Annotated in this window: 25 protein-coding genes; 17 read left to right on the plus strand and 8 right to left on the minus strand. The window is 53.0% G+C overall.

Annotation, left to right across the window (positions count from 1 at the left end):
- Positions 1-2 precede the first annotated feature (2 nt).
- Positions 3-344, minus strand: coding sequence for a UxaA family hydrolase (locus tag ACLJTG_RS10225; protein ID WP_001574029.1), 342 nt, complete (start codon positions 342-344; stop codon positions 3-5).
- A gap of 236 nt (positions 345-580) precedes the next feature.
- Between ACLJTG_RS10225 and leuS the strand changes: the two genes are divergently transcribed.
- The 4 genes from leuS to nadD are packed head-to-tail and all read left to right on the plus strand — an operon-like array spanning position 581 to position 5442.
- On the plus strand, positions 581-3163 hold the full coding sequence (gene leuS, locus ACLJTG_RS10230; RefSeq protein ID WP_001157916.1) for a leucine--tRNA ligase: 2583 nt from the start codon (positions 581-583) through the stop codon (positions 3161-3163).
- 14 nt (positions 3164-3177) lie between these two features.
- On the plus strand, positions 3178-3768 hold the full coding sequence (gene lptE, locus ACLJTG_RS10235; protein ID WP_001269950.1) for an LPS assembly lipoprotein LptE: 591 nt from the start codon (positions 3178-3180) through the stop codon (positions 3766-3768).
- Entirely contained in the window at positions 3768-4799 is a 1032-nt protein-coding gene (holA, locus tag ACLJTG_RS10240; protein ID WP_000620491.1) for a DNA polymerase III subunit delta, read from the plus strand. Before lptE ends, holA begins: the two co-directional genes overlap by 1 nt.
- A gap of 1 nt (position 4800) precedes the next feature.
- Positions 4801-5442 carry a nicotinate-nucleotide adenylyltransferase gene (nadD, locus tag ACLJTG_RS10245; RefSeq protein WP_023193078.1) on the plus strand — a complete coding sequence of 214 codons (642 nt, stop codon included), beginning with the start codon at positions 4801-4803 and terminating at the stop codon, positions 5440-5442.
- Here the strand turns inward: nadD and cobD are convergent.
- Positions 5417-6511, minus strand: coding sequence for a threonine-phosphate decarboxylase CobD (gene cobD / locus ACLJTG_RS10250; protein WP_020839490.1), 1095 nt, complete (start codon positions 6509-6511; stop codon positions 5417-5419). The genes nadD and cobD overlap by 26 nt on opposite strands.
- Before the next feature lie 96 nt (positions 6512-6607).
- Here cobD and ACLJTG_RS10255 point away from each other — a divergent pair, with 96 nt between their 5' ends.
- The 11 genes from ACLJTG_RS10255 to lipA all read left to right on the plus strand — a co-directional run bounded on the left by ACLJTG_RS10255 (position 6608) and on the right by lipA (position 17413).
- Positions 6608-7216 (plus strand): adenosylcobalamin/alpha-ribazole phosphatase, encoded by a 609-nt coding sequence (locus ACLJTG_RS10255; protein WP_023221477.1) that lies wholly within the window; start codon positions 6608-6610, stop codon positions 7214-7216.
- Between the two features lie 328 nt (positions 7217-7544).
- A complete protein-coding gene (gene rsfS / locus ACLJTG_RS10260; protein ID WP_001161670.1) occupies positions 7545-7862 on the plus strand; it encodes a ribosome silencing factor in 318 nt (105 codons plus the stop codon).
- A 3-nt stretch (positions 7863-7865) separates the two neighbouring features.
- Positions 7866-8333: a 23S rRNA (pseudouridine(1915)-N(3))-methyltransferase RlmH gene (gene rlmH / locus ACLJTG_RS10265; protein WP_000776107.1), complete on the plus strand. Its 468-nt coding sequence runs from the start codon at positions 7866-7868 to the stop codon at positions 8331-8333.
- 30 nt (positions 8334-8363) lie between these two features.
- On the plus strand, positions 8364-10265 hold the full coding sequence (gene mrdA, locus ACLJTG_RS10270; RefSeq protein ID WP_000828700.1) for a peptidoglycan DD-transpeptidase MrdA: 1902 nt from the start codon (positions 8364-8366) through the stop codon (positions 10263-10265).
- Positions 10266-10267: 2 nt separating this feature from the next.
- The gene (gene mrdB, locus ACLJTG_RS10275) at positions 10268-11380 is read left to right on the plus strand and encodes a peptidoglycan glycosyltransferase MrdB (protein WP_000131713.1); all 1113 of its coding nucleotides are present in this window, start codon (positions 10268-10270) and stop codon (positions 11378-11380) included.
- 10 nt (positions 11381-11390) lie between these two features.
- On the plus strand, positions 11391-12524 hold the full coding sequence (rlpA, locus tag ACLJTG_RS10280) for an endolytic peptidoglycan transglycosylase RlpA (protein ID WP_017441660.1): 1134 nt from the start codon (positions 11391-11393) through the stop codon (positions 12522-12524).
- Positions 12525-12663: 139 nt separating this feature from the next.
- Positions 12664-13875 (plus strand): D-alanyl-D-alanine carboxypeptidase DacA, encoded by a 1212-nt coding sequence (dacA, locus tag ACLJTG_RS10285; protein ID WP_000858711.1) that lies wholly within the window; start codon positions 12664-12666, stop codon positions 13873-13875.
- A 107-nt stretch (positions 13876-13982) separates the two neighbouring features.
- Positions 13983-14246 carry a DUF493 family protein YbeD gene (ybeD, locus tag ACLJTG_RS10290; RefSeq protein WP_000850547.1) on the plus strand — a complete coding sequence of 88 codons (264 nt, stop codon included), beginning with the start codon at positions 13983-13985 and terminating at the stop codon, positions 14244-14246.
- A 99-nt stretch (positions 14247-14345) separates the two neighbouring features.
- Positions 14346-14987, plus strand: coding sequence for a lipoyl(octanoyl) transferase LipB (gene lipB / locus ACLJTG_RS10295; RefSeq protein ID WP_000284009.1), 642 nt, complete (start codon positions 14346-14348; stop codon positions 14985-14987).
- Positions 14988-15288: 301 nt separating this feature from the next.
- A complete protein-coding gene (locus ACLJTG_RS10300; RefSeq protein ID WP_001282817.1) occupies positions 15289-16242 on the plus strand; it encodes a YbeF family transcriptional regulator in 954 nt (317 codons plus the stop codon).
- A gap of 205 nt (positions 16243-16447) precedes the next feature.
- Entirely contained in the window at positions 16448-17413 is a 966-nt protein-coding gene (lipA, locus tag ACLJTG_RS10305) for a lipoyl synthase (RefSeq protein WP_000042640.1), read from the plus strand.
- A gap of 85 nt (positions 17414-17498) precedes the next feature.
- Here the strand turns inward: lipA and tatE are convergent, their stop codons facing one another.
- Together tatE and ACLJTG_RS10315 are read right to left on the minus strand one after the other, a co-directional pair.
- A complete protein-coding gene (tatE, locus tag ACLJTG_RS10310) occupies positions 17499-17702 on the minus strand; it encodes a twin-arginine translocase subunit TatE (RefSeq protein ID WP_000503938.1) in 204 nt (67 codons plus the stop codon).
- Between the two features lie 128 nt (positions 17703-17830).
- Positions 17831-18619, minus strand: a complete 789-nt coding sequence (locus tag ACLJTG_RS10315; protein WP_000495780.1) for a deaminated glutathione amidase — start codon at positions 18617-18619, stop codon at positions 17831-17833.
- A 90-nt stretch (positions 18620-18709) separates the two neighbouring features.
- On the opposite strand from ACLJTG_RS10315, the gene crcB reads away from it, so the two are divergent.
- Complete coding sequence (gene crcB / locus ACLJTG_RS10320) at positions 18710-19093, plus strand: fluoride efflux transporter CrcB (protein ID WP_000939753.1); 384 nt, start codon at positions 18710-18712, stop codon at positions 19091-19093.
- Positions 19094-19150: 57 nt separating this feature from the next.
- Here the strand turns inward: crcB and cspE are convergent, their stop codons facing one another.
- Both cspE and pagP read right to left on the minus strand, forming a co-directional pair.
- Positions 19151-19360, minus strand: a complete 210-nt coding sequence (gene cspE / locus ACLJTG_RS10325) for a transcription antiterminator/RNA stability regulator CspE (RefSeq protein WP_000034826.1) — start codon at positions 19358-19360, stop codon at positions 19151-19153.
- Positions 19361-19547: 187 nt separating this feature from the next.
- Positions 19548-20120: a lipid IV(A) palmitoyltransferase PagP gene (pagP, locus tag ACLJTG_RS10330; RefSeq protein ID WP_198898233.1), complete on the minus strand. Its 573-nt coding sequence runs from the start codon at positions 20118-20120 to the stop codon at positions 19548-19550.
- A 378-nt stretch (positions 20121-20498) separates the two neighbouring features.
- Between pagP and dcuC the strand changes: the two genes are divergently transcribed.
- Positions 20499-21884, plus strand: a complete 1386-nt coding sequence (dcuC, locus tag ACLJTG_RS10335) for an anaerobic C4-dicarboxylate transporter DcuC (protein ID WP_000958619.1) — start codon at positions 20499-20501, stop codon at positions 21882-21884.
- Positions 21885-21937: 53 nt separating this feature from the next.
- Here the strand turns inward: dcuC and dpiA are convergent, their stop codons facing one another.
- Both dpiA and dpiB read right to left on the minus strand, forming a co-directional pair.
- Positions 21938-22618: a two-component response regulator DpiA gene (dpiA, locus tag ACLJTG_RS10340; RefSeq protein WP_000138779.1), complete on the minus strand. Its 681-nt coding sequence runs from the start codon at positions 22616-22618 to the stop codon at positions 21938-21940.
- The gene (dpiB, locus tag ACLJTG_RS10345; protein ID WP_000121814.1) at positions 22587-24248 is read right to left on the minus strand and encodes a sensor histidine kinase DpiB; all 1662 of its coding nucleotides are present in this window, start codon (positions 24246-24248) and stop codon (positions 22587-22589) included. The genes dpiA and dpiB overlap by 32 nt, the downstream gene beginning before the upstream one ends.
- Positions 24249-24257 lie beyond the last annotated feature (9 nt).

Consider the following 24257-nt stretch of genomic DNA (forward strand, 5'->3'; position numbering starts at 1 on the left):
TATTATTTCCAGTCACCACGTCCGCGTTCGCTTTCCACATTGTGGACGTGCACATAGTCGCCACTTTTTATTTCCTGAGTGGCGCGGCCAATGGATTCGCCATATTTATAAACTTCGCCATGAAAAGGCACATCGCAGATGGCGAATTTGTGGCCAAATGGCACATCCTGATGTAACACAACGCTTATCTCGCGTTCGCCAATGAACATTGTGGCGGTTTCGCCGGCCTTGAGCGCCGTAATAGCCGTCGCGACGCAATCCTGAGGGTGAATCACCACTGCATTTTTTTTCACGATTAACTCCTTTGCTTTAGTCCTGTCTTCCCTAATCAAAAGGCGTGCCATTTTTTAACTACATGGTTTATATGACTTTATTTTTATGGGCCGATCTGGCGGTGACAGGAACTGCGGTAATTTGCCTCAGTCGTGTCGCATTTTGCGTCACCTCCTCACGGACGCCTGGCGCGACAAATGTTCTACCCCCTGTTTTGACGTGCGTGTTTGGGCTATGCTATGCGGATCTAAACACCACCTCTAAAGCTACATTTGTAGCTGTATCGAAAACAGGACTACTGGCTGCCATGCAAGAGCAATACCGCCCGGAAGAGATAGAATCCAAAGTACAGCTTCACTGGGATGAGAAGCGCACATTTGAAGTGACCGAAGACGAGAGCAAAGAGAAGTATTACTGCCTGTCGATGCTTCCCTATCCTTCTGGCCGACTACACATGGGCCACGTACGTAACTACACCATCGGCGACGTGGTTGCCCGCTACCAGCGTATGCTGGGCAAAAACGTGCTGCAGCCAATCGGCTGGGACGCCTTCGGCCTGCCGGCGGAAGGCGCGGCGGTGAAGAACAACACCGCGCCGGCGCCGTGGACGTACGACAACATCGCGTATATGAAAAACCAGCTAAAAACGCTGGGTTTTGGCTATGACTGGAGCCGTGAAATCGCGACCTGCACCCCGGAATACTACCGTTGGGAACAGAAGTTCTTCACCGAGCTGTATAAAAAAGGCCTGGTGTACAAGAAGACTTCTGCCGTTAACTGGTGCCCGAACGATCAGACCGTTCTCGCCAACGAACAGGTGATCGACGGCTGCTGCTGGCGCTGCGACACCAAAGTTGAGCGTAAAGAGATCCCACAGTGGTTTATCAAAATCACCGCTTACGCAGACGAACTGTTGCGCGATCTGGATAAGCTGGACCACTGGCCTGATACCGTAAAAACGATGCAGCGCAACTGGATTGGCCGCTCTGAAGGCGTGGAAATCACCTTCGATGTGAAGGGTTACGATAACACGCTGACCGTCTATACCACCCGCCCGGATACCTTTATGGGCGCCACTTACCTGGCGGTGGCCGCCGGTCATCCGCTGGCGCAAAAAGCGGCGGCGAACAACGCCGAGCTGGCGGCGTTCATCGACGAATGCCGTAACACCAAAGTGGCCGAAGCCGAAATGGCGACCATGGAGAAAAAAGGCGTCGACACCGGCTATAAAGCGATTCATCCGTTAACTGGCGAAGAGATCCCGGTCTGGGCGGCAAACTTTGTCCTGATGGAGTACGGCACTGGCGCGGTGATGGCCGTTCCGGGTCACGATCAGCGCGACTACGAATTTGCCTCCAAATACGGTTTGACCATCAAGCCGGTGATTCTGGCCGCCGACGGTTCCGAGCCGGATCTTTCCGAACAGGCGCTGACCGAAAAAGGCGTGCTGTTTAACTCCGGCGAGTTCGACGGTCTGGCCTTTGAAGCGGCGTTTAACGCCATTGCCGATAAACTGGCGGAAAAAGGCGTCGGCGAACGTAAAGTGAACTATCGTCTGCGTGACTGGGGCGTTTCCCGTCAGCGTTACTGGGGCGCGCCGATCCCGATGGTCACCCTGGAAGACGGCACCGTGCTGCCGACGCCGGAAGATCAACTGCCGGTTATTCTGCCGGAAGATGTCGTCATGGACGGCATCACCAGCCCGATTAAAGCCGATCCTGAGTGGGCGAAAACCACCGTTAACGGTATGCCGGCGCTGCGTGAAACCGACACCTTCGACACCTTTATGGAATCGTCATGGTACTACGCGCGTTACACCTGCCCGCAGTATCAGGAAGGAATGCTGGATTCGAAAGCGGCAAACTACTGGCTGCCGGTCGACATCTACATCGGCGGTATTGAACATGCCATCATGCACCTGCTCTACTTCCGCTTCTTCCATAAGCTGATGCGCGATGCGGGCATGGTCACCTCTGACGAGCCGGCTAAACAGTTGCTGTGCCAGGGCATGGTACTGGCGGATGCGTTCTATTATGTCGGCGAGAACGGCGAACGTAACTGGGTTTCGCCAGTTGACGCTATCGTCGAGCGCGATGAAAAAGGCCGCATTGTCAAAGCAAAAGACGCAGCGGGTCATGAGCTGGTCTACACTGGCATGAGTAAAATGTCCAAGTCGAAAAATAACGGTATCGACCCGCAGGTAATGGTTGAACGTTATGGCGCGGACACGGTACGCCTGTTTATGATGTTCGCTTCTCCGGCGGATATGACTCTGGAATGGCAGGAGTCCGGCGTAGAAGGCGCAAACCGCTTTATTAAACGCGTCTGGAAGCTGGTTTACGAACACACCGCTAAAGGTCCTGTCGCGGCGCTGAACGTCGATGCGCTGAGCGAAGATCAAAAAGCGCTGCGTCGCGATGTGCATAAAACCATTGCCAAAGTGACCGATGATATCGGCCGCCGTCAGACGTTCAACACCGCCATTGCGGCGATCATGGAGTTGATGAACAAACTGGCGAAAGCCCCGCAGGAAGGCGAACAAGACCGCGCACTGCTTCAGGAAGCGCTGCAGGCCGTCGTGCGTATGCTTAACCCGTTCACCCCGCACGTCTGCTTTACCTTGTGGCAGGAACTGGGCGGCGAAGGTGATATCGACAACGCGCCGTGGCCGGTTGCCGACGAGCAGGCAATGGTGGAAAACACCACGCTGGTTGTCGTGCAGGTTAACGGTAAAGTTCGCGGTAAGATCACCGTTGCGGTGGATGCCACCGAAGAACAGGTGCGTGAACGTGCAGGCCAGGAACATCTGGTGGCAAAATATCTTGATGGCGTTACCGTGCGTAAAGTGATTTACGTTCCGGGTAAACTCCTCAATCTGGTTGTTGGCTAAGCGCGGGAGGAAGCGTGCGATATCTGGTAACACTGTTGTTATCTCTGGCTGTGCTGGTCACCGCCGGATGCGGCTGGCATCTGCGTAGCACTACGCAGGTTCCGGCTTCAATGAAAACGATGATCCTCGATTCCGGCGATCCGAACGGTCCGCTAAGTCGTGCGGTACGTAATCAGTTACGGCTGAATAACGTAAACCTGCTTGATAAAGACACAACGCGCAAAGACGTTCCGTCTCTGCGGCTTGGAACGGTGACTATTTCGCAGGATACGGCGTCAGTGTTCCAGGACGGCCAGACGGCGGAATATCAGATGGTGATGACCGTCAATGCCTCGGTATTGATTCCGGGCCATGACATCTATCCTATCAGCACGAAAGTGTACCGTTCGTTCTTCGATAACCCGCAGATGGCGTTGGCGAAGGATAACGAGCAGGCCATGATCGTTCAGGAGATGTACGACAAAGCCGCTGAACAGCTGATTCGTAAGCTGACCAGCGTCCGCGCGGCGGATATTCAGGCGACGAAAGAGGAGGCTACCGCCGACAATGAGACGGCGGCGCCCGCCTCTACGCCAGCACGCGTCTCCACTACGCTGAGTAACTAATGATCAGGTTGTATCCTGAACAACTCCGCGCGCAGCTCAACGAAGGGCTGCGCGCGGCATATCTGCTATTGGGCAACGATCCGCTGCTGCTGCAGGAAAGTCAGGACGCTATTCGTCTGGCGGCTGCGTCGCAAGGCTTCGAAGAGCACCACGCTTTTACTCTCGATCCCAGTACCGACTGGGGATCGCTTTTCTCACTCTGCCAGGCGATGAGTCTGTTCGCCAGCCGTCAAACGCTGGTGCTGCAACTGCCGGAAAACGGGCCTAACGCGGCAATGAATGAGCAACTCGCCACCCTGAGCGAGCTGCTGCATGACGACCTGTTATTAATAGTACGCGGAAACAAGCTCACCAAAGCGCAGGAAAACGCCGCCTGGTATACCGCGCTGGCAGACCGTAGCGTTCAGGTCAGTTGTCAGACGCCGGAGCAGGCGCAGCTTCCCCGCTGGGTGGCCGCCAGAGCGAAAGCACAGAATTTGCAACTGGATGACGCCGCGAACCAACTGCTGTGCTATTGCTATGAGGGCAATCTGTTGGCGCTGGCGCAGGCGCTGGAACGGCTGTCGCTGCTTTGGCCTGACGGTAAGTTAACGCTTCCTCGCGTAGAGCAGGCCGTCAATGACGCCGCCCACTTTACCCCTTTCCACTGGGTGGATGCGTTACTGATGGGGAAAAGCAAACGCGCGCTGCATATTCTGCAACAGCTACGCCTTGAAGGCAGCGAACCGGTTATTCTGCTGCGCACCCTCCAGCGAGAGCTGCTGCTACTGGTAAATCTCAAACGTCAGTCCGCGCATACGCCGTTACGCGCGCTGTTTGATAAACACCGGGTCTGGCAAAACCGTCGCCCCATGATCGGCGACGCGTTGCAGCGTCTCCATCCTGCGCAGCTTCGCCAGGCCGTGCAGTTACTGACGCGTACAGAAATTACGCTCAAACAGGATTATGGTCAGTCGGTATGGGCAGATCTTGAAGGGCTGTCGCTCCTGCTCTGCCATAAGGCGCTGGCAGACGTATTTATTGATGGGTGATATGAAATCGTTACAGGCTTTATTCGGCGGCACCTTTGATCCGGTGCATTATGGACATCTTAAACCTGTTGAGACGCTGGCGAATCTGATCGGCTTATCGCGGGTGATTATTATGCCTAACAATGTGCCGCCGCATCGCCCCCAGCCGGAAGCCTCCAGCGCGCAGCGTAAATATATGCTGGAGCTGGCTATCGCCGATAAGCCGCTTTTTACGCTGGATGAACGCGAGCTACAGCGAAACGCGCCCTCTTACACTGCGCAAACGCTGAAAGCATGGCGCGAAGAACAGGGTCCCGAAGTGCCGCTGGCGTTTATTATCGGCCAGGACTCTCTGCTTAACTTCCCCACCTGGCATGATTACGACACCATCCTTGATAACACTCACCTGATCGTTTGTCGTCGTCCGGGCTATCCCCTTGAAATGACGCAGGCGCAACACCAGCAGTGGCTGGAACAGCATCTGACCCATACGCCGGACGATCTGCACCAGTTGCCAGCCGGTAAAATTTACCTGGCGGAAACGCCCTGGCTTAATATCTCCGCAACCCTCATCCGCGAACGGCTGGAAAAAGGCGAGTCCTGCGACGATCTGTTGCCGGAAAACGTGCTGAACTACATCAATCAGCAGGGGTTATACCGGTAAGCACATTGCGCAGCGCCGCCAGCAGACGCTCGTTTTGCGCAGCGCTGCGTATCGCCACACGATAATAGCGGCTGTCCAGCCCCGGGTAGTTAGCGCAGCTACGGATTAAAATCCGCTGCGTCAGCAACCGCCGCTGCAGGTCAATATCCTCTCGCTCACAGCGTAACAACAGATAGTTTGCTCGCCCGGGATAGACCGTCAGCAGGGGGAGCTGACAAAGCGCCTGATAAAACCGGGCGCCCTCCTCCCGTAACCAATGCCAGGTCGCCTGTTGCCAGGCGCTATCCTGTAACGCTACCTCACCGGCAAGCGCCGCCAGCGCGTTAACCGACCACGGCATTTGTTGGCGACGCATCCGCGCTACCGCCGCGTCATTGCTGTTGACGAGATATCCCAACCGCAGGCCGGGAATGGCATAAAATTTGGTCAGCGAACGCAGCACCCAGATATGCGGATTATCTTTAAGAGCAGGAATAAAGCCCGTCTCATGCGGAATAAAATCGATAAACGCTTCATCCAGGATCAGGTTAATGTTCAGCGATTTGCAGCGATCGGCAATGGCCTGTAATAACTGCCGCTCCGGCAGCAGGCCGGTAGGATTATTGGGCGTACACAGAAACAGGCAGTCCAGATCGGGCGTCAACGCCTCAAGAATGGCATCGGTAAGCTGCCAGCCATCCGCTTCGCGTAGAGACCAGCGACGAATTTCACAGCCACTTTGCGCCAGCGCCCGGCCATACTCCGCGAAACCTGGCGTGACAATCATTGCACGACGCGGTTTAAGACCGCTCGCCACGGTAAAGATTGACTCCGTCTCGCCATTTCCCGCCAGTATCCACGATGCCGGCACCTGATGATGACGCGCCAGCGCCTGGTGCAAATGAAAATAATCAGCGTCCGGGTAGCGCTCAATGCAGTCCAGATTGTCGATAAGCGCGCGTTTCACGCTGACAGGCATACCCAGCGGATTAATGTTTGCGCTAAAATCCAGTAACTGGTCAGGCGAGATGCCCAACACCGTCGCGGCTTCCCGAATATTACCGCCATGCGCGCTGTTGAATAACGCCATTATGCCTCCGGCCAAAAAACGCTATTTTAGTGAAAAAAACGTTGCGCAATCAGGGGCATTATCATGTTTTGCGCATTTAACCTCATGAGGAATACCATGCGATTGTGGCTGGTGCGTCATGGCGAAACCGAGGCCAATGTCGCCGGGTTGTATAGCGGACATGCTCCCACGCCGTTAACGGAAAAAGGGATTGGCCAGGCGAAAACGCTACATACTTTATTGCGCCACGCGCCATTTGACCGGGTGTTATGCAGCGAGCTGGAACGCGCGCGCCATACCGCCCGGCTCGTACTGGAGGGCCGGGATACGCCGCAACACATCTTACCTGAGCTTAATGAGATGTACTTCGGCGACTGGGAAATGCGCCATCACCGCGACCTCGCCCATGAAGATGCCGAAAGCTATGCCGCCTGGTGTACGGACTGGCAGAATGCGGTTCCGACCAATGGCGAGGGTTTTCAGGCTTTTACCCGTCGCGTAGAGCGCTTTATCTCGCGACTCGACGCGTTCAGCGATTGCCAGAACCTGCTGATCGTCAGCCATCAGGGCGTACTCAGCCTGTTGATTGCCCGTCTGCTCGCAATGCCTGCCGCCTCGCTATGGCATTTCCGGGTAGAACAGGGATGCTGGAGCGCAATCGACCTGTGCGAAGGGTTCGCCACCCTGAAAGTATTAAATAGTCGTGCCGTCTGGCGGCCTGAGTGATGAATTTTCCGTTTTTTCTCGCCGCAGCGGTTTCGCCCATTGACAGCCCCCGACAGGCTGTTATTCTCCGCAGCCAGGCTTTTTTCACCTTGCAGAGCTTTGCAGAAATTGTTTTACAAAAATGGCGATGCTTTCTGTGACGTGGGATGGGATGATAATCTGGTTTTAAACGCCGATCCGGCGACATAAGTCCCGGTATCGCCGCTGATTCAGGTATACTACACGGCGTCCCGCCGGAAGGTTAGCGTTAACTCGCAACGCCTTACCGGTCCAGCCTGTTGGCCTTTTTTCTATCGTTATAACGCAATTATTCACCCAGGGGGAAAACTTGCAGGGTAAAGCACTCCAGGATTTTGTTATCGACAAAATTGATGACCTGAAAGGTCAGGACATCATCGCCTTAGATGTTCAGGGTAAATCCAGTATCACCGACTGTATGATTATTTGTACCGGCACCTCCAGCCGTCACGTTATGTCTATTGCCGACCACGTGGTGCAGTCGTCGCGCGCGGCCGGTATGCTGCCGTTGGGCGTCGAAGGCGAAAATGCGGCTGACTGGATTGTCGTCGATCTGGGCGATGTGATTGTGCATGTCATGCAGGAAGAAAGTCGCCGCCTGTATGAACTGGAAAAACTCTGGAGTTAATGCGTGAAGCTGCAACTTGTCGCTGTCGGCACGAAGATGCCCGACTGGGTTCAAACGGGATTTACGGAATACCTGCGCCGTTTTCCGAAAGATATGCCCTTTGAGCTGATCGAAATCCCTGCGGGCAAACGCGGCAAGAACGCGGATATCAAACGCATTCTCGACAAAGAGGGCGAGCAGATGCTGGCCGCCGCCGGTAAGAATCGCATTGTTACCCTGGATATTCCAGGCAAGCCGTGGGATACGCCGCAGTTAGCCAATGAGCTGGAGCGCTGGAAACAGGACGGGCGCGACGTCAGTTTGCTGATTGGCGGCCCGGAAGGATTATCTCCTGCCTGCAAAGCGGCAGCGGAACAGAGTTGGTCGCTCTCGGCGTTAACGCTCCCTCACCCGCTGGTTCGGGTTCTGGTCGCGGAGAGTTTGTACCGGGCGTGGAGCATCACAACCAACCACCCTTATCACCGTGAGTGATCGTGAAGTCTTGAGAAGATTAAGCAGCGGATGAAACGACAAAATTCTTTTCGTGACTATACGGCTGAGTCCGCACTGTTTGTGCGTCGGGCGCTGGTCGCCTTTTTGGGTATTTTGCTGCTGACCGGCGTACTGATCGCCAATTTGTATAATCTGCAAATTCTCCGTTTTACCGATTACCAGACCCGCTCGAACGAAAACCGTATCAAGCTGGTGCCAATTGCGCCAAGCCGCGGGATAATCTACGACCGTAACGGCATTCCCCTTGCGCTGAACCGCACTATCTATCAGATTGAAATGATGCCGGAAAAGGTGGATAACGTTCAGCAAACGCTGGATGCGCTACGCAGTGTGGTCGATTTAAACGACGACGATATCGCCGCCTTTAAAAAAGAGCGCGCCCGATCCCATCGCTTTACTTCTATTCCGGTGAAAACAAACCTGACGGAAGTTCAGGTCGCGCGCTTTGCTGTCAACCAGTACCGTTTTCCGGGCGTCGAAGTCAAAGGCTATAAACGCCGCTATTATCCATACGGATCGGCGCTGACCCACGTTATCGGCTACGTATCGAAAATCAATGATAAAGACGTCGAGCGTCTCGACAGAGAAAACAAACTGGCGAACTACGCCGCCACCCATGACATCGGCAAGCTGGGCATTGAGCGCTACTATGAAGATATTCTGCATGGGCAAACCGGTTATGAAGAGGTTGAAGTCAACAACCGCGGCCGCGTTATTCGCCAGCTCAAAGAGGTGCCGCCGCAGGCCGGACACGATATCTACCTGACGCTGGATCTCAAGCTCCAGCAGTATATTGAAACGCTGCTGGCAGGCAGTCGCGCGGCGGTGATTGTCACCGATCCGCGTACCGGCGGCGTGCTATCGCTGGTCTCCATGCCAAGTTACGACCCTAACCTTTTCGTGGATGGCATCTCCAGCAAAGATTACTCCGGGCTGCTTAACGACCCGAACACGCCATTAGTGAACCGCGCGACTCAGGGTGTCTACCCACCCGCTTCTACCGTTAAGCCTTACGTCGCCGTATCGGCGTTAAGCGCTGGCGTCATCACCCGTAACACCAGTCTTTTCGACCCTGGCTGGTGGCAGTTGCCGGGGTCTGAGAAACGCTACCGCGACTGGAAAAAATGGGGCCACGGGCATCTGAATATCACCAAATCCCTTGAAGAGTCGGCGGATACCTTCTTCTATCAGGTTGCCTATGATATGGGGATCGATCGCCTGTCAGAATGGATGGGTAAGTTCGGCTATGGTCACTACACCGGAATTGATCTCGCAGAAGAGCGCTCTGGTAATATGCCGACCCGCGAGTGGAAACAGAAACGCTTTAAAAAACCGTGGTATCAGGGCGATACGATTCCGGTGGGCATCGGCCAGGGTTACTGGACAGCGACGCCGATTCAGATGAGTAAGGCGCTAATGATCCTTATTAACGACGGTGTAGTTAAAGTCCCGCACCTGTTAATGAGCACCGCGGAAAACGGTAAACAGGTGCCGTGGGTACAGCCGCATGAGCCGCCGGTGGGCGATATTCACTCCGGCTACTGGGAAATTGCGAAAGATGGCATGTATGGCGTCGCCAACCGCCCTAACGGCACGGCGCATAAATATTTTGCCAGCGCGCCCTATAAAATCGCGGCGAAGTCGGGCACCGCGCAGGTCTTTGGCCTGAAGGCCAACGAAACGTACAATGCGCATAAAATCGCCGAGCGCCTGCGCGACCATAAATTGATGACCGCCTTTGCGCCGTATAACAATCCTCAGGTCGCCGTCGCGATCATCCTTGAAAACGGCGGCGCAGGCCCGGCAGTAGGCACGATCATGCGCCAAATCCTTGATCACATCATGCTGGGCGACAACAACACCCATTTGCCTGCGGAAAACCCGGTGGTTGCAGCGGCGGAGGACCAATAATCATGACGGATAATCCGAACAAAAAAACCTTCTGGGATAAAATTCATATCGATCCCACGATGCTACTCATTCTGCTGGCGTTACTGGTTTATAGCGCGTTGGTCATCTGGAGCGCCAGCGGCCAGGACATCGGCATGATGGAGCGTAAAATCGGTCAGATTGCGATGGGGCTGGTGGTCATGGTGGTGATGGCGCAGATCCCGCCGCGCGTGTATGAAGGCTGGGCGCCCTATCTCTATATCATTTGTATCATTTTGCTGGTCGCCGTTGATGCCTTCGGCGCAATATCCAAAGGCGCGCAGCGCTGGCTCGATCTGGGAATCGTTCGCTTTCAGCCTTCGGAAATAGCCAAAATCGCCGTGCCGCTGATGGTCGCCCGCTTTATTAACCGCGACGTCTGCCCGCCCTCGCTGAAAAATACCGCCATCGCCCTGGTATTAATCTTTATGCCTACCCTGCTGGTCGCCGCCCAGCCGGACCTGGGGACGTCTATTCTGGTCGCCCTTTCCGGTCTCTTTGTCCTATTTTTGTCTGGTCTGAGCTGGCGCTTAATTGGGGTCGCCATTGTATTGATCGCTGCATTTATTCCTATTTTGTGGTTTTTCCTGATGCACGATTACCAACGCCAGCGCGTCATGATGCTCCTTGATCCGGAGACCGATCCGCTGGGCGCGGGCTATCATATTATTCAGTCTAAAATCGCCATTGGCTCAGGCGGCCTGCGCGGTAAAGGCTGGCTCCACGGCACCCAGTCGCAGCTGGAGTTTTTACCCGAACGCCATACCGACTTTATCTTCGCGGTACTGGCGGAAGAGCTCGGTCTGGTGGGCATCCTGATTCTGCTCGCGCTCTATATTTTGCTAATAATGCGCGGCTTGTGGATTGCCGCCAGAGCGCAAACTACATTTGGTCGCGTGATGGCTGGCGGATTAATGTTAATATTATTCGTTTATGTCTTCGTAAATATTGGTATGGTGAGCGGTATTCTGCCTGTGGTTGGAGTACCTTTACCCCTGGTCAGCTACGGGGGCTCCGCACTGATTGTGCTGATGGCCGGGTTCGGGATTGTGATGTCGATCCACACCCACAGAAAAATGTTGTCGAAAAGCGTATAAGGGGTGCGCAATGCGTAAGCAGTTGCCTGTAATCTGCGTCGCGGCAGGGATAGTACTACTCGCGGCATGTACTAATGACGGCGGTCAGCAGCAAACCACCGTCGCGCCGCAACCTGCGGTATGTAATGGTCCGACTGTGGAAATCAGCGGAGCGGAACCGCGTTATGAACCTCTGAATCCGACCGCAAACCAGGATTATCAGCGTGACGGTAAAAGTTATAAAATCGTTCAGGACCCGTCCCGCTTTAGCCAGGCTGGCCTGGCCGCTATTTATGATGCGGAACCCGGCAGTAATTTAACCGCCTCCGGGGAGATGTTCGATCCGATGCAGCTTACCGCCGCCCATCCGACACTGCCTATCCCCAGCTATGCGCGAATCACCAACCTGGCCAACGGTCGCATGATCGTCGTGCGTATTAACGATCGCGGCCCCTATGGCACCGATCGGGTCATCTCCCTGTCCCGCGCGGCGGCGGATCGTCTGAATACCTCGAATAATACTAAAGTACGGATTGACCCTATTATCGTGGCGCCGGATGGTTCGCTCTCCGGCCCGGGGATGGCCTGTACGACGGTGGCGAAACAGACCTACGCTCTGCCCCCTCGCCCTGATTTAAGCGGCGGAATGGGAAGCGCCTCTTCAGCGCCTGCGCAACCGCAAGGCGACGTTCTTCCGGTCAGTAATTCCACGTTGAAAAGTGACGATACCACCGGTGCGCCGGTGAGCAGTAGCGGCTTCCTCGGCGCGCCGACTACGCTGGCGCCTGGCGTGCTGGAGAGTAATGAACCGACGCCGACACCACAGACAGCGCCGGTTTCCGCGCCGGTGACGGCTCCAGCGACTGCGACGCCGGTAAGCGCGCCTGCCGCCGCAGCCCCGGTATCTACCCCGGTGAGCGCGCCTGCCGCCGCCGCGAGCGGTCGTTTCGTCGTCCAGGTCGGCGCCGTCAGCGATCAAACGCGTGCGCAGCAGTACCAACAGCGTTTAAGCCAGCAGTTCAGCGTACCAGGGCGCGTAATACAAAACGGCGCGGTCTGGCGTATTCAACTGGGGCCTTTTGCCAGTAAAGCCGAAGCCAGCGCGTTACAGCAACGTTTGCAAACAGAAGCACAATTACAGTCCTTTATCGCCAGCGCGCAGTAACCGATCGCAGGTATCTGTACTGTCAATTTCTGTAAATGACATTAACAAAGTCACGCGGAAAGTCAGATGCCTGCCAGTTATGCTTTTGCTATAGTAGGGCTCTTTTTTTAATTTCATCACGGACGTCGTAGTTCAGACCATGAAGACCACTTTTTCCGCTCGTTTTATGCAGCGCATGGCGCTCACCACGGCGCTTTGTGCCGCGTTTATCTCAACCGCACATGCCGATGACCTGAATATCAAAACTATGATCCCGGGCGTTCCGCAGATCGATGCGGAATCCTACATCCTGATCGACTACAACTCCGGCAAAGTTCTGGCGGAACAAAACGCCGACGAACGTCGCGACCCGGCTAGTCTGACGAAGATGATGACCAGTTACGTCATCGGACAGGCAATGAAAGCGGGTAAATTTAAAGAAACCGACCTGGTTACCGTCGGTAATGACGCCTGGGCCACCGGCAATCCGGTATTTAAAGGTTCCTCGCTGATGTTCCTCAAGCCGGGAATGCAGGTACCGGTCTCTCAGTTGATACGCGGCATCAATCTGCAATCCGGCAATGACGCCTGTGTGGCGATGGCTGATTTCGCCGCCGGTAGCCAGGATGCTTTCGTCGGGCTGATGAACAGCTATGTGAACGCGTTGGGGCTGAAAAATACCCACTTCCAGACCGTACACGGCCTGGACGCCGACGGACAATACAGTTCAGCTCGCGATATGGCGCTGATTGGTCAGGCGTTAATTCGCGATGTGCCGAACGAATATGCCGTTTATAAAGAAAAAGAGTTCACCTTTAACGGCATTCGCCAGCTAAACCGTAACGGTCTGCTGTGGGATAACAGCCTGAATGTGGACGGCATCAAAACCGGCCATACCAGCAAAGCGGGCTATAATCTGGTCGCTTCCGCAACCGAAGGTCAGATGCGATTGATTTCCGCCGTGATGGGCGGACGGACCTATAAAGGCCGTGAAACAGAAAGCAAAAAACTGCTGACGTGGGGCTTCCGTTTCTTTGAAACCGTTAATCCGCTGAAGGCTGGTAAAGAGTTCGCCTCTGAACCCGCCTGGTTTGGTAATACCGATCGCGCCTCGCTGGGCGTTGATAAAGACGTTTACCTGACGATCCCTCGCGGTCGCATGAAAGATTTGAAAGCGAGCTATGTACTGAATACCGCAGAACTGCACGCGCCGCTGCAGAAAAACCAGGTGGTTGGCACCATCAACTTCCAGCTGGACGGTAAAACCATCGAGCAGCGTCCGCTGGTCGTACTGCAAGAGATCCCGGAAGGGAACTTCTTCGGTAAAATCATTGATTACATTAAATTAATGTTCCATCACTGGTTTGGATAAAAATTGAACGCTTGAAAGTGTGATTTTCGTCCCCATATACTATGCATCAGTAAAACTCCCGCCCTGTGGCGGGAGTTGTTATTTTTTTACGTAATGCCGGAGCTGACATGAAAACCAAACTTAACGAACTGCTTGAATTCCCTACGCCATTTACTTACAAAGTAATGGGGCAGGCGTTACCTGAGCTGGTTGATCAGGTGGTTGAAGTGGTACAGCGCCATGCGCCTGGTGATTACTCTCCGACGGTAAAACCGAGCAGCAAAGGCAACTACCACTCGGTCTCTATCACCATTAATGCCACCCATATTGAACAGGTTGAAACGCTGTACGAAGAACTGGGCAATATTGATATCGTGCGAATGGTATTGTAATACATCCAGACGGTTACCCGGTCTTATCCGGGTAACTCCCCGCCTCCCCCGCTGTGATATACTTTCCTCTCTTTTTTCATTCTCTACGGAGATGCCGTTTTGTATCAGGATAAAATCCTTGTCCGCCAGCTCGGCCTTCAGCCCTATGAAGCTATCTCTCAGGCCATGCATAACTTTACCGATATGCGCGATGAAAACAGCCATGATGAAATCTGGTTGGTTGAGCATTACCCGGTGTTTACCCAGGGCCAGGCCGGTAAAGCGGAACATATATTGATGCCTGGCGATATTCCCGTTGTGCAGAGCGATCGTGGAGGACAGGTGACCTATCATGGTCCGGGCCAACAGGTAATGTACGTTTTACTTAACCTGAAACGACGTAAACTGGGCGTGCGTGATTTAGTCACCCTACTTGAACAGACCGTGGTGAATACGCTGGCTGAAATTGGTATTGAGGCGCATCCGCGCGCCGATGCGCCGGGCGTCTATGTGGGTGAAAAGAAAATCTGCTCGCTGGGTTTACGTATCCGTCGCGGCTGCTCATTCCACGGTTTAGCGCTAAACGTTAACATGGATCTTTCTCCTTTCCTACGCATCAACCCGTGTGGTTATGCCGGCATGGAAATGGCCAAAATAACGCAGTGGAAGGAAGACGCTACCACGGATAATATTGCGCCCCGCTTGCTGGCGAATATTTTAGCTCTGCTAAATAATCCACCGTATGAATATATTGCTGCTTAATGCGTAAAATATAATGGCCCAAGAAATTTATGGGTCATTAATCATATATGATTTGAATGCTTTACTTCTCCCCCCGCTTTCTATATTTTCGTTATATCCCTGCTGTAGCCGCCAGGCGGCATGGCCTCTTCAGTCCTCATGATGAGGAATTTTCCGTGACCAAAATCCCGGCCTTGCTGTTACTTATCTTATTGAAATGACTAAAAATACATTCATAAGAGTAATTTTAAAACCAATTCATAAATGCAAAATATACTATTTCATCTATTATTCATAATACGAATGAATTCGGAGCCAGAGCGTGAGTGATAATAATCAGGCAGAAAGACAACCGGCCGATCAACACCTACAAGACAAACCGCAAATTTTCAGAACACTGAGAAATATTGACCTCAATCTGTTGACGATTTTCGAGGCCGTATATGTCCATAAAGGGATCGTCAATGCAGCGAAAATTCTTAACCTGACGCCGTCAGCCATCAGCCAGTCCATTCAAAAATTACGGACTATATTTCCCGATCCGCTGTTTATTCGCAAAGGCCAGGGCGTAACGCCCACGACGTATGCTACGCATCTGCACGAATACATCAGCCAGGGGCTGGAATCTATTCTTGGCGCCCTGGATCTTACGGGCAGCTATGATAAGCAACGTACCATTACAATTGGCACGACGCCTTCGGTCGGCGCGCTAGTAATGCCGATTATTTACCAGGCCATCAGGCCGCGTTATCCTCAGCTTTTGCTGCGCAACATTCCGGTAGACGATGCCGAAAGCCAGCTTAGTCAGTTTCAGACCGATCTCATTATCAATACCCATAGCTATAACAACCGGAGCATCCAGCATCACGTCCTGTTTAGCGATACGCTTGAGATTGTCTGCCGCCAGCATCACCCGTGTCTGGCGAACGCCATTACTGAAGAGAGACTGAACAGCGCGGATCACACCTTTCTGATGCTGGAGGGACAACATCTTTCCCTCCTGCGCCAGCGACTGCAGGAGACATTTCCCGATCAGCAAATCAGTTTTAGCAGCTACAATATTTTTACCATTGCCTCGCTGATCGCCAGCAGCGATCTGCTGGGACTGATGCCCACCCGCTTCTACGACTTATTTAGCCGCTGCTGGCCGCTTGAACGCCTTCCCTACGCGCCGGTGAATAGTGAACAGGTCGAATTCTCGCTGCATTACAATAAACTGAGTCTGCGCGATCCGGTGCTGGAGAACGTCATTGATATCATCCGTGAGGCGTTCTGACAAAAATGTTGCATTCAGGTCACGGAAGATATGGGCAAACAGCACAAAACAACAACTATTTTACATTTTGCCGGGCTGTCAGGCTGCTTTATGGCCCTTATCAATGATATACTGCGTGTCACAAATTCAAAAATAGTTGATAAATACAACTTTCCCTTGAATTGAAACGCTTTCCTTCGTTATTCGCAACTGGAACACGCACGCTATGAGTAAACCCATTGTGATGGAACGCGGTGTAAAATACCGCGATGCCGATAAGATGGCTCTTATCCCGGTTAAAAATGTGGTCACAGAGCGCGACGCTCTACTACGTAAACCGGAATGGATGAAAATAAAACTTCCGGCGGATTCTACCCGTATCCAGGGCATCAAAGCCGCAATGCGCAAAAATGGCCTGCATTCTGTCTGCGAGGAAGCGTCTTGCCCAAACCTGGCTGAATGTTTCAACCACGGTACCGCTACGTTTATGATCCTTGGCGCCATTTGCACTCGCCGCTGTCCGTTCTGTGATGTCGCCCATGGCCGCCCCGTTGCGCCGGATGCGGAAGAGCCGCAGAAACTGGCGCAAACGATCGCCGACATGGCGCTACGCTATGTGGTCATCACCTCTGTCGACCGTGACGATCTGCGTGACGGCGGCGCCCAGCATTTTGCTGACTGCATCACCGCCATCCGTGCCAAAAGCCCGGAGATAAAAATAGAGACCCTGGTGCCAGACTTCCGTGGACGTATGGATCGCGCGCTGGATATCCTTAACGCGACGCCGCCGGATGTGTTTAACCACAACCTGGAAAACGTGCCACGTATCTACCGCCAGGTTCGTCCGGGCGCCGATTACAACTGGTCGCTGAAATTACTGGAACGCTTCAAAGAAGCGCACCCGGAAATTCCGACAAAATCGGGTCTGATGGTGGGCTTAGGCGAAACCAATGCGGAAATCATTGAGGTTATGCGCGATTTACGCCGTCACGGCGTTACCATGCTGACGCTTGGTCAGTATCTACAGCCAAGCCGCCATCACCTGCCGGTACAGCGTTATGTCAGCCCGGAAGAGTTTGACGAGATGAAAGCGGAAGCCCTGGCGATGGGCTTTACCCATGCCGCCTGTGGCCCCTTTGTACGTTCTTCGTACCATGCTGATCTCCAGGCCAAAGGCATGGAAGTGAAATGATCGTGTAATAGACGCTTACATTTCAGGCAAAAAAAACCGGCAACTCGCCGGTTTTTTTACTCTGCGGAGCAAGCGCATCGCGCTATTACTCTTTGTGCGAGAGTTTTTCAGCCTGAACGCTACCGTCGACGTCTTTCTTAACGCCCGCGTCTTCATCGTTCATTGCTTTCTTGAATCCTTTAATCGCCGTGCCCAGGTCTCCGCCCAGCGTACGTAACTTCTTGGTACCAAACAGCAGAACAACCAGTGCGGCAACCACCAGCAGTTTGGTAATACTAATCTCACCCATAGATACCTTCTTCACTAAAAACAGGCTGCGTAACGCGCCGGATTAACCTGAGAATATTAACGGTCTTTCGACGCGCGCACACAATAGCAATCTGTAACAAGGTGAATCAAGCTTTGCGTAAAAAAACATCATAATAATTGCGGTGGCGCAAATCGTCGTTGCTGCAAAAGAGGAAGTTGCTCCCGCACCTGGTCTATTCGTTCTCTGAATATTTCCGCGACGATCAGCGCCGGACGATCGGCTGCCGCGGCTATCGTTACCCCCAACGGATCGATAATACGACTTTGACCAATATTACGATTACCACACTCCCCGGCCGCAATCATATAGCTGGTGGTATCCAGCGCTCTCGCCGCCAGCAGCGTCGACCACTGCTGCTCTTTCAACGGGCCGCGAACCCAGCCCGTCGGCAGCGCCAATACGTCAGCCCCCTGTAAAGCCAGCGCTAGCGCCATGTCCGGAAAGCGCAGGTCATAACAGGTCATAAGCCCCACCTTAACCCCCTCCACGTCCAGCACAGGCGCGATAACGGTTCCGGCATCAATACTTTGGGATTCTTGCATCGAAAACGCATCATAGAGATGCAGCTTCGCGTAACGCGCGACAATGTGACCCGCCCGTAGCGCCACCAGCATATTAACCGCCCGTCCAGGCGTTGACGGGACAAGGATAGTGAATATCGTCGTCATATTATTATGAGCGCTTTCTTCCAGAAGCCGCGTCATAAACGCGCCATCCAGCGGCTGCGCGGCGCGAATCGGCAGGTCAAGGTCGATGTCATCTCGCGCTAATATCCCCTCAGGCAACACCAGAAGCGATACGCCGCGGCCCGCCGCCTGAGCCATTAACGAAACGCAAACTTGCGCATTCTCTTCCCATACAGAACTCACCACAAACTGCCCGGCTGCAACGAACATATCCCCTCCCACACCTCTGTCAGGACTCGCCAATTATGCGTGTTCGGCGTTACACTCCTCTTGTATAGCAATTAAATAAAGGATTCGGCAGTGTTACAGCTTCTTTTAGCAGTTTTTATCGGCGGTGGAACGGGGAGCGTAGCCCGGTGGATGCTCAGTATGCGTTTTAATCCGCTTCATCAGGCGATTCCCATCGGTACGCTAACAGCAAATTTGCTTGGCGCGTTTATTATCGGCATGGGGTTCGCCTGGTTTAACCGCATGACACATATCGATCCGATGTGGAAAGTGCTCATCACAACCGGCTTTTGCGGCGGCCTGACGACCTTTTCTACTTTTTCTGCCGAAGTGGTATTCTTGCTGCAAGAGGGGCGCTTTGGCTGGGCGCTGCTGAATGTGCTGATTAACCTGTTAGGTTCGTTTGCCATGACGGCGCTGGCATTCTGGCTATTTTCCGCCGCAGCGGCGCGTTAAGCGCAAAAAAAACCCGCCGAAAGGGCGGGTTTTGAAATCTTGCTGTCGGACGTATGCTTACAGAGCAGTTACGTTTGCAGCGGAAGGGCCTTTGGCACCGTTAGTGATTTCGAACTCTACGCGCTGACCTTCAGCCAGAGTTTTAAAACCATTGGTCTGGATTGCAGAGAAGTGTACAAACACGTCTTTGCTGCCATCTTCCGGAGTAATGAAACCGAATCCTTTGGATTCATTAAACCACTTAACGTTACCTTTAATCTTAGACATCAAAATTACCTTTACATGAAAAATAGACACAAATGCTGTGTCGGATACCAGTACAACAATTGTGATGCATTTTGTCCAGTCGAACTTTGCGAAAAAGTGATAAATATCGCGTTAATTTTTAGCTAACTCTAGCTACTTATTGTTTTTTAAGACTTTTTAATTCACAACTGAAGCATGCCCTTCCCCATCAAAACTGGAAACGCATCCAGGCGAAATAGACGTTTCCGTTGTTATACGAACCCGGAATGTAGGTCATCTGAAAGGTAGCGGGACCATAGCCTATCGACGCTAAAGGCAACAGCACAGGGATGGGAATATAATTCCAGTTGTCGCGCGCGGTAACGCCTGCGGTAAAGCCCAGTCCAAGGCGAAAATTATCGTCTTCCAGCGGTCGCCAGGTTTTTTCCCAGCCATAACCGCCTATGGGTTCCCATTTGTTAAATGAATCTTTAAAGGCCGTCATATAGAGGCCATGCCAGTTGCCTTTGTCGTCCCAGCGGGACTGACCAAAACCAACGCCCCACGGCCGCTCGTTATAGCGATCCGTTTTCTCTTTATCGTAGGCAAAGCGCGCATGCCAGGTAATGGCGGGGACATACAAATCATAATGCTCAGGCTGTCGCCACGTTTCTGCGACGTTATCGGTAAACGTGTTAAACCACCCTTTATCCGCCGCAGAGACTGAAGGAATAGCCAGCCATGGCATCAAAAGGAGAGCAATAATAAGAAAATACTTTCTGATGATCATCGCAACATACATACCGTTCAAAAATTCGACTGTGATAATAACAACATTAACCTGAATAAAATCTTAACAAACTATAAACAGAGAATAATCTGAGAGAGTATCGGGTTAACGGCGTTTGATTTAGCACTCAGAACCGTCACGCGCTCCTTAATAAGCTTTCACAAAAAACACAAAACAAAGCACAACAAACAAAACAATAAAATAACAATAAATTAATACTTATAGCGCTACAGAAAATTCGTATAAGCATATTTCATCTTTAGCGATGACATGAAAAAATAACCGCGCCGTGATTTTAATCAGTAAGGCGCCATCCTTTATTCGGTACATTTTTATACCACTTTTGTGGCTCTTATTTTTACTCTGGGTGTCGATAAGACAGGGGAAACAATGCTAACAGTTATAGAACTCCTTATCGGAGTCGTCGTTATTGTGGGTGTAGCACGCTACATCATTAAGGGATATTCCGCCACTGGCGTTTTATTTGTCGGCGGTCTGGTTCTGCTTATTATCAGCGCGCTGATGGGGCATAAGGTATTACCTGCCAGCGAAACCAGTACCGGCTATACCGCAACAGATATTGTTGAATACATCAAAATTTTGCTTATGAGTCGCGGCGGCGATCTTGGCATGATGATCATGATGCTATGCGGCTTTGCCGCCTATATGACGCATATCGGCGCAAATGATATGGTTGTGAAGCTGGCGTCGAAACCTTTACAGTATATAAACTCGCCCTACCTGTTGATGATTGCCGCCTATTTTGTCGCCTGCCTGATGTCGCTGGCCGTCTCTTCCGCGACGGGGCTTGGCGTACTGCTCATGGCTACTCTCTTCCCGGTGATGGTCAACGTCGGCATTAGCCGCGGCGCGGCGGCGGCTATTTGCGCCTCTCCGGCCGCCATTATCCTCTCGCCAACGTCTGGCGATGTGGTTTTAGCCGCAAAAGCGGCGGAGATGCCGTTAATCGATTTCGCGTTCAAAACCACGCTGCCAATTTCCATCGCCGCCATTATCGGTATGGCGATTGCGCACTTTTTCTGGCAACGCTATCTGGATAAAAAAGAGAACATTTCACATGAGATGCTGGACGTGGCGGAGATTACCACCACGGCCCCGGCGTTTTATGCCCTTTTACCGTTCACGCCCATTATCGGCGTACTGATTTTTGACGGTAAATGGGGGCCGCAGTTGCACATTATTACCATTCTGGTGATCTGTATGCTGCTGGCCGCCGTGCTGGAATTCGTGCGCGGCTTCAACACGCAAAATGTGTTTTCCGGCCTGGAAGTGGCTTATCGCGGCATGGCGGATGCGTTTGCCGGCGTTGTGATGCTGCTGGTCGCGGCGGGCGTTTTCGCCCAAGGGCTGAGCACCATTGGCTTTATCCAAAGTCTGATCTCGATTGCCACTTCTTTTGGCTCCGCCAGCATTATTCTGATGCTGGTCTTAGTGATTTTAACCATGCTGGCCGCGATGACCACCGGTTCAGGCAATGCGCCTTTTTACGCCTTTGTTGAGATGATCCCTAAACTGGCGCACTCCTCCGGTATCAACCCAGCCTATTTATCTATCCCAATGCTGCAAGCCTCAAACCTGGGGCGCACGATTTCGCCGGTCTCCGGCGTCGTGGTCGCTGTCGCCGGGATGGCTAAAATATCACCGTTTGAAGTGGTGAAACGCACGTCCGTTCCGGTCATCGTCGGTCTGTTGATCGTCATTATCGCCACGGAAATTATGGTGCCAGGCGCCTCTTCCGCCGTTACTGGCGGCTGATAGCCGGTAAGCCGGGGCGAGGGAAAACATCGCCCCGGCATCTTAAACCAGGCTTAGCCGCCGTGGTAAATACGCTGCGGCCTGCCCACTTTGCCATGAATAATCTCTGCGACAATCAGGTGCCGACTCGCGCAATATTCCAGGTAGCGTCGGGATGTGGTGCGGCTTATCGTTAAGGCCTGCGCGACCGTTTCAGCCGTATGGCGTACGGTTGGATCGGCAAACAGCTTCATCACCGCATTAAGGGTTAAGGCATCAATACCTGTCGGCAAATCCCCTTTCGGTTCGCCGCGCGCATAGGCGTTGAACATTTCATCTATCTGCTTCTGGCTTGCGCTATCCGCGCTCGCCAGCATACGTCTGCGCTGTTGATAGCGGGTCAGCGTCTGCCCCAAACGCTCATAAGCAATAGGTTTGACCAGATAATCAAACGCGCCGCTACGTACCGCTTCCGCTACCGTCTCCATGTCACTGGCGGCGGTCGTAAACACAACGCCGCCGGGATAGCGCGACTGCATTAATTCATGCAGCAGCGTAATCCCCTTCCCATCCGGCAGATAATTATCCAACAGAATTAATCCAGGTTTGAACCGGTCAATCATCATTCTCGCCTGCGCCAGATTGCCCGCCAGCCATATCTGCTTAAAGCCAGGAATATGGCGGATATATTCTGCGTGCATCTCCGCCAGCAGCGTTTCATCCTCAACGATCAATAGGGTTAATGGTTCTGTCATCGTTTTTTTTCACTTTCGGAAGGAATAAAGAAAATAAGGTGCCACAAGGATCATTGTCTTCCAGCGTAATGACCCCGCCACAGCGCCCCACATAACTTGCAATCAGATATAACCCGATACCATGCTCACCGGGTTCGTCGGTGCGGGTACTTACGCCCTGTTCAAAAATCTTTTCCCGCAGCGCTTCAGGAACGCCGCAGCCCTGGTCGGCGACCTCTATTACCACCTCGTCGCCCTCGTCGCTCAGGAAAAGTTCGATGGTATTGTCGCCTTCCTGTGTACGTAAACTCGCCTCAAACGCGTTATCCAGCAGATTCCCGACGATGGCGGCGAACTCCGTGCTATCCAGCCCCTCCGGCAGTTGATGTAGCTGGCTGCCGGGAACAATCACCATCTTGAGCCCCAGTTCACGCGCGCGCTGAACTTTGCCAAACAGCAAACCGGCCACCTGACGATCGGCGAAGGCGCCGCGTAAACTATCAATAAGTTGCTGCTGCGCCTGCGACTCACCCTGCACCATCTCTCTGACCCGATCATACTCTTTCATTTGCAGCAGGCCGTTCAGAGTCGACATCCAGTTCAGGTGCTCATGGCGTAGCGTGCGCAGGCTCTCAACATACTGTTTAATCTGGGTTAGCTGCGCGTTCAACGTCGCGATTTCATCTTTGCTGCGAAAACTAATAATAGCGCCCAGCAGCTCCTCGCCGGAACGGATAGCCTCACGATTGGCGATGACGCTCAGGCCATTGAAGTTGGCCATCACGTCCTGGCGTCTTTCTGCGATCTGGCAGGTAAAAAAGTCTGCCGGATTGACGACTTCCGCGATCAGCTTGCCCAGCCACTGACGCCCCGGCGACGGCAGCCCCAACATTTTTCTCGCACTGCGGTTAATCGCGGTAATATGTCCCTCCGGATCAACGGCGATCAGCCCTTCATAAACCGAGCTAAACAACGCCTCCTGCTGGCGTACCACGCGCGCAATCTGTTTCGGCTCCATGCCCAGCATTTGTCGGCGGATATGCGCGGCGAAAAACCAGGAAAGCAGCATTAATACCACCAGCAACAGGACAAAAACCCCCGCCATCGGTAATAAGAAGTCCAGCCGCCAGGAGTCGATTTTACTGACCAGATAGCCAATTGAAACAACGCCGATCACGTTGCCTTCGTTGTCAAAGATAGGCGTTTTGGCGCGCATCGCCATCCCTATTGAGCCCTTACCGGTAATGAAATAACTTTCTCCTCTTTCCAGCGCGCCGGGTTTCGTAAACTGCATGGGATAGCCGATTTTTTCCGGATTCGGATGGTAAAGCCGGATCGAGTGGCGATCGCCTATCACCACATAGTCAAAATCCGTCCCGCGCTGCAGTTTATTCGCAATTATCGCCAGGCGTTTATAGTCCCGGTTTTTTACGGCAGCGATAATGCTGTCGTTAGAAGCAATAATTTTTGCCTGATTCATCGCCATATCACGAACATGGGACGCCAGATAATCTTCGAAACTGGCAGACAAATATTGTGCTAACGCTGCCACGATGAAAACAGAAACCACCAGAATGAGCAGAAAAATACGTAACGGAAACGCGAGTTGCCGAAAAAAAGGAAACAGCTTTTTATTTTTCTGATAGGACATTAAGGTTCC

This window comes from Salmonella sp. SAL00672 (assembly GCF_046552175.1).
Taxonomy (GTDB): domain Bacteria; phylum Pseudomonadota; class Gammaproteobacteria; order Enterobacterales; family Enterobacteriaceae; genus Salmonella; species Salmonella enterica.

What these genes read in the sequence shown, in the direction of transcription:
- rlpA (WP_017441660.1), top strand. Translation starts at nt 11,391, where the DNA reads ATGCGTAAGCAGTTGCCTGTAATCTGCGTCGCGGCAGGGATAGTACTA.
- mrdB (WP_000131713.1), top strand. Translation starts at nt 10,268, where the DNA reads ATGACGGATAATCCGAACAAAAAAACCTTCTGGGATAAAATTCATATC.
- dacA (WP_000858711.1), top strand. Translation starts at nt 12,664, where the DNA reads ATGAAGACCACTTTTTCCGCTCGTTTTATGCAGCGCATGGCGCTCACC.
- leuS (WP_001157916.1), top strand. Translation starts at nt 581, where the DNA reads ATGCAAGAGCAATACCGCCCGGAAGAGATAGAATCCAAAGTACAGCTT.
- dpiB (WP_000121814.1), bottom strand. Translation starts at nt 24,248, where the DNA reads ATGTCCTATCAGAAAAATAAAAAGCTGTTTCCTTTTTTTCGGCAACTC.
- holA (WP_000620491.1), top strand. Translation starts at nt 3,768, where the DNA reads ATGATCAGGTTGTATCCTGAACAACTCCGCGCGCAGCTCAACGAAGGG.
- dpiA (WP_000138779.1), bottom strand. Translation starts at nt 22,618, where the DNA reads ATGACAGAACCATTAACCCTATTGATCGTTGAGGATGAAACGCTGCTG.
- ACLJTG_RS10225 (WP_001574029.1), bottom strand. Translation starts at nt 344, where the DNA reads ATGGCACGCCTTTTGATTAGGGAAGACAGGACTAAAGCAAAGGAGTTA.
- pagP (WP_198898233.1), bottom strand. Translation starts at nt 20,120, where the DNA reads ATGTATGTTGCGATGATCATCAGAAAGTATTTTCTTATTATTGCTCTC.
- mrdA (WP_000828700.1), top strand. Translation starts at nt 8,364, where the DNA reads ATGAAACGACAAAATTCTTTTCGTGACTATACGGCTGAGTCCGCACTG.
- tatE (WP_000503938.1), bottom strand. Translation starts at nt 17,702, where the DNA reads ATGGGTGAGATTAGTATTACCAAACTGCTGGTGGTTGCCGCACTGGTT.
- ACLJTG_RS10315 (WP_000495780.1), bottom strand. Translation starts at nt 18,619, where the DNA reads ATGTTCGTTGCAGCCGGGCAGTTTGTGGTGAGTTCTGTATGGGAAGAG.
- ACLJTG_RS10255 (WP_023221477.1), top strand. Translation starts at nt 6,608, where the DNA reads ATGCGATTGTGGCTGGTGCGTCATGGCGAAACCGAGGCCAATGTCGCC.
- dcuC (WP_000958619.1), top strand. Translation starts at nt 20,499, where the DNA reads ATGCTAACAGTTATAGAACTCCTTATCGGAGTCGTCGTTATTGTGGGT.
- lipA (WP_000042640.1), top strand. Translation starts at nt 16,448, where the DNA reads ATGAGTAAACCCATTGTGATGGAACGCGGTGTAAAATACCGCGATGCC.
- cobD (WP_020839490.1), bottom strand. Translation starts at nt 6,511, where the DNA reads ATGGCGTTATTCAACAGCGCGCATGGCGGTAATATTCGGGAAGCCGCG.
- nadD (WP_023193078.1), top strand. Translation starts at nt 4,801, where the DNA reads ATGAAATCGTTACAGGCTTTATTCGGCGGCACCTTTGATCCGGTGCAT.
- cspE (WP_000034826.1), bottom strand. Translation starts at nt 19,360, where the DNA reads ATGTCTAAGATTAAAGGTAACGTTAAGTGGTTTAATGAATCCAAAGGA.
- ybeD (WP_000850547.1), top strand. Translation starts at nt 13,983, where the DNA reads ATGAAAACCAAACTTAACGAACTGCTTGAATTCCCTACGCCATTTACT.